Source organism: Vibrio sp. St2 (assembly GCF_947311885.1).
Lineage (GTDB): Bacteria > Pseudomonadota > Gammaproteobacteria > Enterobacterales > Vibrionaceae > Vibrio > Vibrio coralliilyticus.
In genome coordinates, this window is record NZ_CAMZNA010000002.1 from 602913 (window position 1) to 615892 (window position 12980).

The 12980-nt window shown below is 44.5% G+C and carries 11 protein-coding genes; 8 read left to right on the forward strand and 3 right to left on the reverse strand.

Translation table 11 applies throughout. The features are described from left to right. The first annotated feature begins 222 nt into the window (after positions 1-222). Positions 223-687 carry a GNAT family N-acetyltransferase gene (locus tag QMA41_RS09190; RefSeq protein ID WP_021457760.1) on the forward strand — a complete coding sequence of 155 codons (465 nt, stop codon included), beginning with the start codon at positions 223-225 and terminating at the stop codon, positions 685-687. Here the strand turns inward: QMA41_RS09190 and QMA41_RS09195 are convergent. Together QMA41_RS09195 and QMA41_RS09200 are read right to left on the reverse strand one after the other, a co-directional pair. Further along, a complete protein-coding gene (locus tag QMA41_RS09195; RefSeq protein WP_172853422.1) occupies positions 684-1586 on the reverse strand; it encodes a DMT family transporter in 903 nt (300 codons plus the stop codon). The genes QMA41_RS09190 and QMA41_RS09195 overlap by 4 nt on opposite strands. Before the next feature lie 303 nt (positions 1587-1889). Then, positions 1890-3059 carry a tetratricopeptide repeat protein gene (locus QMA41_RS09200; RefSeq protein WP_006961574.1) on the reverse strand — a complete coding sequence of 390 codons (1170 nt, stop codon included), beginning with the start codon at positions 3057-3059 and terminating at the stop codon, positions 1890-1892. A 353-nt stretch (positions 3060-3412) separates the two neighbouring features. On the opposite strand from QMA41_RS09200, the gene nagB reads away from it, so the two are divergent. The 5 genes from nagB to QMA41_RS09225 all read left to right on the forward strand — a co-directional run bounded on the left by nagB (position 3413) and on the right by QMA41_RS09225 (position 9161). Next, the gene (gene nagB / locus QMA41_RS09205) at positions 3413-4213 is read left to right on the forward strand and encodes a glucosamine-6-phosphate deaminase (protein ID WP_006961575.1); all 801 of its coding nucleotides are present in this window, start codon (positions 3413-3415) and stop codon (positions 4211-4213) included. Positions 4214-4466: 253 nt separating this feature from the next. Beyond that, the gene (locus QMA41_RS09210) at positions 4467-5015 is read left to right on the forward strand and encodes an ECF-type riboflavin transporter substrate-binding protein (protein WP_281629453.1); all 549 of its coding nucleotides are present in this window, start codon (positions 4467-4469) and stop codon (positions 5013-5015) included. Between the two features lie 6 nt (positions 5016-5021). Next, positions 5022-6713 (forward strand): ABC transporter ATP-binding protein, encoded by a 1692-nt coding sequence (locus tag QMA41_RS09215; protein WP_281629454.1) that lies wholly within the window; start codon positions 5022-5024, stop codon positions 6711-6713. Beyond that, a complete protein-coding gene (locus tag QMA41_RS09220; RefSeq protein WP_281629455.1) occupies positions 6710-7549 on the forward strand; it encodes an energy-coupling factor transporter transmembrane component T in 840 nt (279 codons plus the stop codon). Before QMA41_RS09215 ends, QMA41_RS09220 begins: the two co-directional genes overlap by 4 nt. 133 nt (positions 7550-7682) lie before the next feature. Continuing rightward, a complete protein-coding gene (locus QMA41_RS09225; RefSeq protein ID WP_281629456.1) occupies positions 7683-9161 on the forward strand; it encodes a DUF1566 domain-containing protein in 1479 nt (492 codons plus the stop codon). Between the two features lie 57 nt (positions 9162-9218). Here the strand turns inward: QMA41_RS09225 and QMA41_RS09230 are convergent, their stop codons facing one another. Continuing rightward, positions 9219-9998: a PilZ domain-containing protein gene (locus QMA41_RS09230; RefSeq protein ID WP_006961580.1), complete on the reverse strand. Its 780-nt coding sequence runs from the start codon at positions 9996-9998 to the stop codon at positions 9219-9221. 364 nt (positions 9999-10362) lie between these two features. On the opposite strand from QMA41_RS09230, the gene rsgA reads away from it, so the two are divergent. Both rsgA and sstT read left to right on the forward strand, forming a co-directional pair. Then, the gene (rsgA, locus tag QMA41_RS09235; RefSeq protein WP_281629457.1) at positions 10363-11418 is read left to right on the forward strand and encodes a ribosome small subunit-dependent GTPase A; all 1056 of its coding nucleotides are present in this window, start codon (positions 10363-10365) and stop codon (positions 11416-11418) included. Between the two features lie 208 nt (positions 11419-11626). Then, positions 11627-12844, forward strand: a complete 1218-nt coding sequence (gene sstT, locus QMA41_RS09240; RefSeq protein ID WP_006961582.1) for a serine/threonine transporter SstT — start codon at positions 11627-11629, stop codon at positions 12842-12844. Positions 12845-12980: the final 136 nt, after the last annotated feature.

Genomic DNA, 12980 nt, shown 5'->3' on the forward strand with positions numbered 1-12980 from the left:
ACTATCGGCCTATAAGAGTAATTTATGAGACATGAATCAAGTAACAATGAAATGTAATACTATTGAAATGTCATTTATGAGATCTAACCCTTACTTATACGACCTATCGTACTGCAATAACTCATTACATTCGCAACATTTAAGCAACTGATTGATTAGTGGTGATTGAGAAATTTCTACGGAAGATTTAGATTATTTGTACACCATCAACAAGGAGAAGTGATGAAGATAATAGTAGACGAATTAGACCACCCTGATGTCATCCATTTGCTCCAAGAACACTTGGCGGATATGAATGCGACATCGCCACCTGAGAGTGTTCACGCTCTGGATACATCTGCCTTAAAAGCCCCTGAAGTCACTTTTTGGACAGGCTGGAAAGAAGAGCAACTCTTAGGTTGTGCCGCCATTAAAGAGCTGTCTGAGTCACATGCTGAGTTGAAATCAATGAGGACAACACCTAGCGCGCGAAATAAAGGCGTCGCCTCAGCTCTTCTTCAGTATGCGATTGAACAGGCAAAACTGAGAGGCTATCAGCGGATTAGTCTAGAGACAGGCTCGATGTCCTTCTTTAAGCCTGCCAGAGAACTGTATCAAAAGTTTGGCTTTGAATACTGCTCTCCTTTCGCTGACTACCAACCTGACCCAAATAGTAACTTTATGACTCTCGATCTAAACGAGCATTAACCCGAGACCTGCTCAGCGACACGTGATTTCTTCAACAGCTGGGCAGGAGAGAACCCCGTTACAAGCATAGTACCAGACAACACAAGCACGGTTCCGGCAAAGGTATTGAGGCCTATCGGCTCGTCAAGGATCAACGCTCCCCACATGATGCCAAACACCGGGATCAAAAATGTTACCGACAGTGCAGATGCCGCCCCTTCATCAGCCACTAATCGGAAATAGAGTAGATAAGCCACACCTGTGCAGACCACACCCAGCGCAACCACAGAGAGCATTTCGTGGGTGCTTGGCTCACCTTGCATCGGGACAAATGGAAGCAAAGGTAATATCCACAGAACGGCCGCCCACATGTTTCCGTGCGCATTTTCAAATGCAGCTACTTTAGGAGCTGTTTTGGTATAGTTGGTCGCAATTCCATAACAGCAAGCTGCCATGACACCTGCGGCAATGGGTAGTGCTGCGCTAATACCAATGTTCACCGCATCCCAGCCAACTAGCACAACAACGCCACTCACACCAAGCAACATGCCAAATATCGCTTTACCGGTCAGAATGGATTTATGCCAAAACACGCCAATCAGTGCTCCCCAAATCGCCGCCGTTGAGTTCAGAACGGACAAAGTCGATGCATTGAGTGTTTGAGCGGCGTAAGCGAACAATAAAAAAGGTAACGCCGTATTAAACAAGCCGATGATCATGAAGTGTTTAAAGTGATTTCTGAAAGCTAATTTCTTGCGTAGATAAAGAGAGACTAGAAACAAACTGATCGCAGCAAAACCCACTCTGAACTCAATCAAATAGGCTGGACCAAACGTATTGGCGGCAATCTTCATAAACAGAAAAGAGCCACCCCAAATTGCAGCGAGACAGATTAGGCGCAGGAAACTAGCGGTAGACATGATTTATCCCTCTTATTGTTTGCGCCTAATGTGAATCAATTGTTAAGCAGAATCAATCATAAATTGCATTACATTTCCGAAAATGGCCATATTCTCAGTTAACGCATTTCATACGCTTTCTTCGAGAGTATCACAATGAATTTAAAGACTATTTTTTAGGTCGGTTTGGGTAAGTTAAATAGATTCATCTCGTTCAAAATCGCAACGCGAATACCGATGCCCACTACATGTCCGTGCGACGAGAAGATGCAACTGGAGAGTCTGTATAAAAACAAAGCCCCTTAACAAGTAAGGGGCCGCATATCATGCTTTGTCGATATTAGATTGAGAAAAATCGAGCTTCTCTTTAATTGCAGGTTGAGCGTCATTCTCTGGTTGAGGGTCACTGCCATCATCTGGAGAAACCAGAGGCTCTTGAGAAAGATCCAATTCGAGCTCCTCAGTAGCCTGGCTACCAAGTACCTCTTTCTCTTCAAGGGGAATATTGCGCTTATATAACTTGTTGAGCGCTTTAATCACAGCGTGCTTGCTGACTTTCTTATCTTTAATTTTCTTTAGGATAGGCTTAGATAAAGATTGCAAACCCACAACCGTATCCACACCAAGGTTTAATGCTACTTGGTCACGCAATACTCTTGCAGGCTCATGACCTAACTGCCCAGCCAAGAACAACCAAATATAAGCAATCGCATTGCCATTTGGACGATGATTCATCCAAGCTTCACCAGCATTATACATAGCGTCGGTGTAACCTTTTTCGGCCGCGCGTTCGAGCCAGTAACACCCTCTGGCATGATTAGACGCCACGCCAATACCGTGAATGTAGTTCAACCCAAGTTTCATACGCCCTTCATTGTTTCGCAACGCAGCGGCTTTCTGATAATACTCTGTGGATAGGCTTGGTTTAGGTTCAGGGTTATGCGGTGACGCATACCAGTCACCTAGAAATATCAGGGCGTCGACATAATTCTGCTCCGCTGCCTGCTTCAATATTTGAATCGCTTTACCAATGTTCTGATCCGTTCCTCGACCATGGAATAAAGCTGTCGCCATTTCAAATTTATGGGGAATGCTACCTTCCATCGCAGGAATACATGTTTGCCAGAATTTAGCTTCTTCTCTCAGCACTAAGTCCTGATTCATCTTATTACTGATGCGAACAACACCGTACATGCCTGTGACGTTGTCCAGCCGCGCTGCTTTGTTGTACCAGTACAGTGCTTCTTTCAGTCTTGAACGTTCAGCTTCCTTCGCCAAAAACAGGATGGTCGGAATATGGCCACTCTCGGCCTTATGAATCCGATCTTCATGTTCTTGCTTACGGTTTTTTTCCATTGCTTTCCGGTAAGCGATTTCACGCTCTTTACGCTCTTGCTCCAGTCGTTTTTTACGCAGCTGAAGTGCAAGCATCCACATGAACATGCAAAGCAGTAACAAACCGGTCGCCCCGATGGCGATCCCTATAACATTCATCTATATCTTTTCTTCACCTTCGACTGGCGTTTTTGTCGTATGAAATTCTTGTCGGCCAGCCACAACAAAAGTTGAGGATTTATACCATCTTTCTCTAATTGTACCTCACTCCAATGATTGGTTGATGAATAAAATACAAAACATGTCACAGGAGCAAACATTTACACGCTTAATTTTCGAAATAAATTTATATTGTTAGTGACAGGCTCCTTTTGGGAAAAGACAGCTAAAAACTCCCCTAAATGAAAAGAAACGTGAAAAGTTGACCAAAAACAATAGCCGTCTCAATAAACTTATTTTATAATGCAAATTAATGTTTCAGAGCATCATAATTCCAATACTAGGGGCAACCAATGAGACTAATCCCGTTAAATAAAGCTGCACAGGTCGGTAAATGGGCTGCGGCGCACATTGCTAAACGCATTAACAACTTTGAGCCAAGTGCTGATCGTCCGTTTGTACTAGGTTTACCAACCGGCGGTACACCGCTTGCTACGTATAAAGCGCTTATCGAACTGTACCAAGCTGGTGAAGTAAGCTTTAAACACGTTGTAACGTTTAACATGGATGAGTACATTGGCATTCCAGCTGATCACCCTGAGTCGTATCGCTCTTTCATGTACAGTAACTTCTTCAATCATATTGATATTCAGGAAGAGAACATTAACCTGCTAGACGGTAATGCGGCCAATCACGAAGCCGAATGTCAACGCTATGAAGACAAAATCAAGTCTTACGGTCGCATCAATCTGTTTATGGGTGGCGTCGGTAATGATGGTCATATTGCCTTCAACGAACCTGCGTCTTCACTATCTTCTCGCACCCGCATTAAGACACTGACAGAAGACACCCGTATTGCAAACTCCCGCTTCTTCGATGGTGATATCAACCAGGTCCCTAAATACGCTCTGACTATTGGCGTGGGCACTCTGTTGGACGCAGAAGAAATTATGATTTTGGTTACTGGCCATAATAAAGCACTGGCATTAGAAGCCGCCGTAGAAGGCAGCGTCAATCACCTATGGACAGTCTCCGCGCTTCAGCTACACCCTAAATCTGTCATTGTGTGTGATGAGCCTTCGACACAGGAATTGAAGGTGAAGACAGTGAAATACTTCACAGAGCTTGAAGCAGAAAACATCAAGGGTTTCTGATTCATCAAACAAGCTCAAGTAAGCCAGTAAAAGATAATAAATCCGATGCATAAAGCATCGGATTTTTATTTTCTAACCTATCGAAACCTTAGAGGTGGTTTCTTGAACATACCGGTTAGCCATCAAGACAGTTAGCTTTCCAAGCTTATTCCCAACAGGTATAATCTGCGCCTTAAAATCACAAGTGAACAAAAGTTAACCAACCTGATTACTTGTGACTGTTCTTTAAAGATTTAGAGCAAAAGGGCTATCTATGAATCTTTCAGCTAAAACTGTGGTTGTAATTGCAATTGGCGCCGCACTGTATGGTATCGGTGGATTACCAATGTTTGGCGTTCCGGTATTCGCTAACACCACGCTGAAGCCAGCGATGGCAGTTCTGGCACTGTTTTCAGTTCTGTTCGGGCCTCTGGTTGGTTTCTTAGTTGGATTCATTGGCCATTGGGTTACAGACCTATTTGCTGGCTGGGGTGTATGGCTGACTTGGGTATTGGGCTCTGGCATTGTCGGTATGGTGATTGGCTTCTTCCCTCGCCTAACCGGAAATCGAATCTCAAAGGGCGAATTCAGTTATAAAGATTTTTCATTGTTCGTCATTCTCGCTCTCATCGGAAACATTGCCGGCTATGGTTGTTCCGCATTTCTAGATACAGTGCTTTATGCTGAACCTTTCACTAAAGTCTTTACCCAGCTGACGATTATTGCTGCGGGTAACACTGTCCTTATTGCAGTGGTAGGCTACTTCATTCTTAGGTCTGTCGCTAAACGAAACAAACAAAGCCGTAACCTAACAGAGGCTTAATCGGCAATGACCATCGTATTTTCTGACTTCTCTTTTAGATATGAGTCACTGGATAGACCGACGCTAAAACATATCAATCTAAGGATAGAGAAAGGAGAGAAAATCGTCATCATTGGCCCGAGTGGTAGTGGAAAATCTACGCTAGGCCAATGTCTTAACGGGCTTATCCCCCATTCCATTTCCGGCGAGATATCCGGCTCTTTGACCTTGAATGGTCAGGACGCATCACAATGGGAACTACACCAGTTTACTGAGCAGATAGGCACTGTTCTTCAAGATACCGATAGCCAGTTTGTTGGTCTTAGTGTCGGTGAGGACATAGCCTTTGCTCTTGAAAACCAGTTGGTGTCGAATATCGACATGTACCCAGTCGTTAAATCAACGGCTCAAATGGTAGAACTTGAAGATATGCTTACCCGTTCTCCTCATGATTTATCGGGCGGGCAGAAGCAGCGAGTTTCTCTAGCGGGCATTCTCGTCGATGACGTCGATACACTACTGTTCGATGAGCCTCTTGCAGCGTTGGATCCTAAGACAGGCCGCAAGACTATTGAAATCATTGACCAGCTACATAAAGAGAGCGGCAAAACCACCATCATTATCGAACATAGGCTGGAGGACGTTCTCCACCGCCCTGTGGACCGAATTATCCTGATGGAACAAGGGGAAATCGTCGCGGATATGACGCCAGATGCCCTACTCACGTCATCACTTCTGGAAAAACACGGAATCCGCGAGCCCTTGTATTTGTCTGCACTTAAAGCAGCCAACGTTGTACTCAGTGATGAGGACAAACCGTCCACATTAGGTGGAATTAATCTTGAGCAACATGCCAAGCAATTCTCTCATTGGCAATGCGACCTGGCAGTAGCATCAGCACAATCAAACACATCCTTACTTTCCATTGATAATTTGACTTATTCCTATGATGGTGAAAAGAACGCTCTTGAAGGTGTGAGTTTCGATATTCATCAGGGCGAGTTTGTGTCTATTCTTGGTAAAAACGGATCCGGTAAGTCAACCATCACCAAGTTAATCATGGGTGTCATCGATCCTGATGCCGGCAGTATAGAAATGCGCGGCCAAGATTTGTCAACACTGTCCATATTTGAACGAAGCCAGAAAATTGGTGTGGTCATGCAGAACCCAAATCACATGATTTCACACCATATGATTTTTGATGAAATCGCATTCGGACTGCTCAACCAAGGTCTGAATGAAAAAGAGATTGAACAGAAAGTACTTCATGTGCTCGAACTATGCGGGCTAAGCAAATATCGCCATTGGCCGATTTCTGCTCTGAGCTATGGACAGAAGAAGCGAGTTACTATTGCTTCTATTTTGGTTCTTGAACCGGAGCTGCTCATTCTTGATGAGCCGACGGCTGGCCAAGATTATCGCAACTACACATCAATGCTCGACTTTATCCAGACACTCAACAAGGAGCTAGGTATCACCGTTGTGATAATTTCTCACGACATGCATTTAGTCTTAGAGCATACTCAGCGCTCAATTGTAATAGCGGATAGCCGTTTGATTGCAGATGCTCCAATGACCCATGTATTTTCTCAACCTGACTTGCTCAACCAAGCTAACCTGACGACAACCAGTTTGTACGATATGGCGGAGAGACTCGACGTTGCAGACAAAAACCAGTTTATGCAGCATTTCATCAAACTGGAGCAGCGAGTCGCATGAATACCTCAAAAATGAAGTTTGGTATCAGTTATGTGGATACTCAATCTCCTTTGCACCAACTGAACGGCATCACAAAATTTCTGTTATTTATCGCTTGGATCACAGTGGTACTCACCACTTTCGATTTGCGCCTTATCTCAACCCTGATAGCAGGCGGGTTATGGTTGCTTGCAAGCACCAAAGTACCATTTAGAGTCTACAAACCTTTATTGCTAGGAACAGGTGGAGTACTGATGCTAAATGCACTCTTTATGTTCTTACTAGCACCACAACAAGGTAGTGAGTTGCTGGGGAGTACAAACGTCATCCTTAACCTTCCTGGCCACTATGCATTAACACAAGAAACTCTGTTTTATTTGGTAACGGTGACTCTTAAGTACTTTAGCATGTTCCCGGTTGCGCTGGCGTTTGTCTTCACAACCCACCCAACTGAGTTTGCAGCGAGTCTTAACCGTATTGGCGTGCCTTATAAAATTGCATACGCCGTCAGCCTGACATTACGCTATCTACCTGAAGTAAAAAAAGATTTCATCAATATTATGCATGCCCAACAAGCACGAGGGTTGGATATATCCAAAACTGCGCCGCTATTTAGCCGAATGAAAAACGTCGCCAACATCCTTGGGCCATTGATCTTTTCTAGCTTGGAGCGAGCAGATGAAATCTCTAACGCAATGACACTGCGCGGATTTGGTCGCCACAAACGACGCAATTGGTATAGCCAGAAACCTCTTTCCCGCGCAGACAGATACTGTATCACTGGTATCTTCGTCATTGTAACTCTAGCCATAGTCAAAAGAGCGCTAGAGCCCCAGTTGTTCTGGTATCCATTCTAAATTCCTCTCTAAACCGAGCACTCTGCTCGGTTTTTATTATCTACTCTCTTTACGTTCTTTTACTCGCTCACTACTCTCCTTTACACATCTGACGATAAAATTCATCATATAAATCATTGAGCAAGGATACGTCATGAAGATAAATTACATGGTCATCACCCTGATGGCCTATAGCATCTCTTGGACTAGTTCAGCCAGTCTGACCTACCCTATTGTTGATACAGGCCAAACAGAATGTTTTGGCATTAAACAAGCGTCTTCGACCTGCCCCACCTCTTCTGCCGACACTTTCGGTCAGGACGCACAATACGTTGGTAACCATCCCACATACCTAGCCAACATCGACGGCACCGTCACGGATAAGGTGACAGGGCTAGTTTGGTCGTCAACCACTGATATCAACAACGACGGTAAGATCAACGCCGACGACAAGCTCAGTTATCAAGAAGCGATTGAGTATGTAGACAAGTTACGTCTTGCTGGTTACGACGACTGGCGTTTACCTAGCATTAAGGAACTTTACTCGTTGATCTTATTTGATGGTCAAGACCCCAGCGGACTCAAACAAACTGGCGATGTTAGGTTAATACCATTCATAAACGATCAATACTTTGCAATGAACTCTGGAGACACACTATCGGGAGAGAGGCTCATTGACAGTCAGTTTGTATCGAGCACTAAGTATGTCTCAACAACAATGCGTGGAGATGAAACAGTATTTGGCGTTAACTTCATAGATGGTCGAATCAAAGGCTATGGTATTGAAAATCCACGAGGTGGTAAGAAAACCTTTTATGTTCTAGCTGTACGCGGCAATACTTTGTACGGTCAGAATCAATTCACAGATAACAAAAACGGCACGATCGAAGACACGGCTACTGGGCTGCTATGGCAACAAAGCGATAATAGAAAGAATGTTAAATTCCCGGAAGCCCTAAGCTACTGTCAGAACTTATCACTCGCAGGCCGAAGTGATTGGCGCTTACCAAATGCCAAAGAACTGCAATCCATCGTGGATTATTCTCGCTCTCCTAATACATCAAATTCTGCAGCTATAGATCCGATGTTCGAGACCACTACAATTCGCAATGAAGAAGGACAAACAGACTACGCCAACTATTGGAGCGGTACCACTCACCAGAATTTGCGCAATGGCGCCAATGCGGCTTATATCGCTTTTGGTCGTTCAATGGGATACATGAACAATCAATGGATAGATGTTCATGGTGCGGGTTCACAACGAAGTGATCCTAAGTCTGGCAGCAGCAACATGTACCCAACAGGTCATGGACCTCAGGGAGATGCGGTACGTGTCGAAAACATGGTGCGCTGTGTGGCAGGCGGTGATGTCCAGTTTGTGCAAAACCCACCTCAACATCAACGCATGGCTAAAGTTTTTACTAACAGTGGGACAAATACCAATTCTATGAAAAGTAGCCGCCCACAAAAAGATGTCTCAGGCTCAAGGGGGTTACCGCCAAGAATGGATCGAAATGGTGACGGGAAACTTTCACGCAATGAGGTAAAAGGGCCGTTGAAAAAAGATTTTAGCCGCCTAGACCGGAATAACGACGGTTACCTCACACCAGATGAAATTCCCCCAAGACGCTAAGGCATAATAAAAGGGAGCGCCTGGTACAAAGGCGCTCCCTTTCTTCGTAATACTTTACTAAAGTGTAAATTTTTGGCTCATCTGACAAAAGTTGAGCCCTTCAATTAAGCTTGCTACAGGCTCGAGACTACTTTTCTCAAACTGCACTCCGAATTTACAATAGCGGCTGGTCATTTTCACGTTTCTGACCACAGCTTCAAGCACTTGAGGCTCTGCAACTTTATCGGTTTCCGTTACTTGGATGCTCAATGAGATAAGATCACCAACTTTATGATTAGTCAGGTTGCGATCGACAACAATCAAGCAGCCATTACTCGAGATGTCGCGAATCTGACACTTAAAGTGATGAGATTGTGGAGCCAATACCCCTTCTAACGCTAACTCTAATCGAGCACTTTCTCTCAACCCAGCAGCAACCTGAGTCGCAGCAGGTAAAGTAATAAGAAATAGACTGTTACCTCCCGCTTCAATCACATATTCCAGCTTACTCTTAAAGTAAATTCTTGCGCCTTCACCAGCCTCAGAAATGACGCAGGCTTTGATCGCGTAACCGCGCTGAAAAAATACGGCCACTTCTTTGGGGGAAACCTTTGGCATCTCTAGCAGCATGAGGTTGTTTGAGTGGAGACCAATATATTTGGTTTTGCCTTTAAGGTTTTTGCCTGTTGGCGTGGTGATCAGGAATGCAACTTCACTCAACGGCTTAACATCACGGAAAGCATCTTCACCATATTTGATGTTATCAGAAGGCGGTTTGGGAGCTTCTTTAGTCTGGGCAGCTTCAGCGGAAGATAGCTCGATCACTTCCGCTGTCTCGCTTTGCGTCGCTTCTGTCATTATTCTACTGTGTCCATATAAACCAACTCACATATACAGTTTATAAGCAATCACACGGTATCAGCAAGAAAAGTTAACATTAGATTTACATCAATTTATAATGCGCTTAAAAAAGAGTCGATTAGAAGAAAAATCGAGATTATAATCTGGCTGAGTTTGGCTAAACTCACCACAAAATCAAACCGAAAAATTTAGGAGGATACGATGATTGTAGCAAGAACCCACCCGGCAGAATTAGTGAAGACCTCATAAGTAACAATAGGTTACAGACTTCCCTTCCTTTGCCCGGTGTAATCATACCGGGGTCTAATGACCCTAGCTGACAAATTAATGCAGAAACCCTTCTGCAGGTCTGGGGTACACAATGAATATCATTCCCAAGCAGCCGTTGAATTTACCTCAACTTGGCTGGAATAACTTATTTCAACAACAACTGACACTTGAAGAACTTGAACACAGCCGCGTTGCACGCGTAGTAGAGCACCATAGAAGTGGCTACAAGCTGCTCAACGAAGATGGTGAAACAACATTAGCCATCCATAAGTCACTGCCCATGATGACTGTCGGCGACTGGCTTTTGTTAGACAAACAAGGTGGCTTCGAGCGTTTATTGGACCGCCAATCTTTGTTTGCTCGTAAAGCTGCTGGCAGCAAAGTCGCCGAGCAGCTGATTGCTGCAAACGTGTCCACTTTGTTTATCGTTTGTGCGCTTAACGATGACTTCAATCTAAGCCGTATTGAGCGCTATCTGGCCACTTCAAACGAAGCCGAGGTCGAGCCTGTCATCGTGTTAACAAAAGCTGACCTAGTCACTGATGCAGAAGAGAAGCGACAACAAGTGCAACAACTCGATCCTTTGCTTATGGTAGAAATGCTCAATGCTTTAGATGGAGAGCAATATACATCGCTAAGCAGTTGGTGTAAGTCAGGCTCCACTGTCGCTTTCATGGGCTCCTCTGGTGTCGGAAAGTCGACTTTGGTCAATGGCTTACTCGGCGAGTCTGTTCAGTTAACTGGAGGCATTCGAGAAAGTGACAGTAAAGGACGACACACCACCACTGGCCGTTCAATGCACTTCCTCCCAAGTGGCGGTGTCTTAATTGACACACCTGGAATGAGAGAATTGCAATTGTTCGACTGCGCGGATGGCGTGGCAGAAACCTTTTCAGATATCGAAGCGTTTGCGGAGAAGTGTCGCTTCTCTGACTGCCAACACGACCGTGAACCGGGTTGTGCGGTAATAAATGCAATCGAGACAGGGCAATTAGAACAGCGAAGGCTGAATAATTATCTGAAGTTGATGCGCGAACAGCAAAGAAATAGCGCTACTATAGCTGAGCGTCGCGCTTCTTATAAACAGCAGACTAAGATGTACAGGAACATTCAAACGGCCAGCCGAAGTCGCAAACAAAGTTTGTAAATTTAAAAGGGGCTAAACGCCCCTTTTTTTGTACAATACTGACAACATAAATAACATAATATTCACATTTTAACATTTCCAATAATTTATCATGCTAAAAATCAATTAATTCTAGACACATTATATCAACACGCTAGTATTGTCCCACTCAGTTATCAATAACTGAAATTACTAGAAGTTTATAAAATAATTCATTGCAGGGATAACTATGCAACACAACTCTATCTTTGCCCGCTTTGCTCGCGGAAATCTGGTATTACAAATCTTAGCCGGTATCGTTCTCGGTGTAGGCTTGGCAACTGTATCTCCAGAATACGCACAAAGTGTTGGTTTACTCGGAAGCTTATTTGTCGGCGCATTAAAAGCCGTCGCCCCTATTCTTGTTTTTATTCTGGTTGCTGCATCAATCGCTAATCAGAAGAAAAATCAGCACACCTACATGCGTCCAATCGTGGTTCTGTACCTTTTCGGCACGCTGACCGCGGCGTTAACCGCAGTCGCACTTAGCTTCATGTTCCCGACCACATTGACACTGGTTTCTGGTGCTGAAGGTGCCACTCCACCTCAAGGTATCGGCGAAGTTATGAACACTCTGCTGTTCAAAATCGTTGATAACCCAGTGAGTGCACTGATGAATGCTAACTACATTGGTATTCTGGCGTGGGCGATTGGTTTGGGCCTTGCACTTCACCATGCATCAGGCACAACTAAAGCAGTATTTGAAGACTTGAGCCACGGTGTCTCTCAAATCGTTCGCTTTATTATCCGTCTAGCACCATTTGGTATTTTTGGTCTAGTGTCTTCAACGCTAGCAACGACGGGTTTCGATGCTTTGGCAGGTTACGCGCAGCTACTAGGTGTACTGCTAAGCTCAATGTTGTTTATTGCACTAGTCGTAAACCCTATCATTGTTTTGGTCAAAACTGGCGAAAACCCTTACCCGCTTGTATTCCAATGTCTACGTGAAAGTGGCGTAACAGCCTTCTTCACACGTTCAAGTGCTGCGAACATTCCAGTAAACATGGCACTGTGTGAGAAACTAAAGCTTGATGAAGATACATATTCTGTCTCCATCCCGCTAGGTGCAACTATCAACATGGCAGGTGCTGCAATCACGATCACCACATTGACACTTGCAGCTGTTCATACAATGGGCATTGAAGTCGATATTCTGACCGCCCTACTTCTGAGTATCGTTGCTGCTGTTTCTGCATGTGGTGCTTCTGGTGTTGCAGGTGGATCACTACTACTAATCCCATTGGCTTGTGGCCTATTTGGTATTCCTAATGAAATCGCGATGCAGGTTGTGGCTGTAGGCTTCATCATCGGTGTGGTTCAAGACTCAGCTGAAACCGCACTCAACAGCTCGACAGACGTTGTGTTCACTGCAGCAGTATGTAAAGCGAAGCAAAAGCAGAACGCTTAATCTTCGTTGTTTACACACATATTAGAGCCCGGCGACATGCCGGGCTTTTTTTATTCGCTATCCACCGCGTCTTCCATAGAAATCATCGTAATAATTGCTTCTCAGGAAGTGTCTCCCACCCTTAAATATTTCATAA

Bases quoted from the DNA above. Each gene is read 5' to 3' on its own strand.
- QMA41_RS09190 (WP_021457760.1), top strand. From the start codon at position 223: ATGAAGATAATAGTAGACGAATTAGACCACCCTGATGTCATCCATTTG.
- QMA41_RS09195 (WP_172853422.1), bottom strand. From the start codon at position 1,586: ATGTCTACCGCTAGTTTCCTGCGCCTAATCTGTCTCGCTGCAATTTGG.
- QMA41_RS09200 (WP_006961574.1), bottom strand. From the start codon at position 3,059: ATGAATGTTATAGGGATCGCCATCGGGGCGACCGGTTTGTTACTGCTT.
- nagB (WP_006961575.1), top strand. From the start codon at position 3,413: ATGAGACTAATCCCGTTAAATAAAGCTGCACAGGTCGGTAAATGGGCT.
- QMA41_RS09210 (WP_281629453.1), top strand. From the start codon at position 4,467: ATGAATCTTTCAGCTAAAACTGTGGTTGTAATTGCAATTGGCGCCGCA.
- QMA41_RS09215 (WP_281629454.1), top strand. From the start codon at position 5,022: ATGACCATCGTATTTTCTGACTTCTCTTTTAGATATGAGTCACTGGAT.
- QMA41_RS09220 (WP_281629455.1), top strand. From the start codon at position 6,710: ATGAATACCTCAAAAATGAAGTTTGGTATCAGTTATGTGGATACTCAA.
- QMA41_RS09225 (WP_281629456.1), top strand. From the start codon at position 7,683: ATGAAGATAAATTACATGGTCATCACCCTGATGGCCTATAGCATCTCT.
- QMA41_RS09230 (WP_006961580.1), bottom strand. From the start codon at position 9,998: ATGACAGAAGCGACGCAAAGCGAGACAGCGGAAGTGATCGAGCTATCT.
- rsgA (WP_281629457.1), top strand. From the start codon at position 10,363: ATGAATATCATTCCCAAGCAGCCGTTGAATTTACCTCAACTTGGCTGG.
- sstT (WP_006961582.1), top strand. From the start codon at position 11,627: ATGCAACACAACTCTATCTTTGCCCGCTTTGCTCGCGGAAATCTGGTA.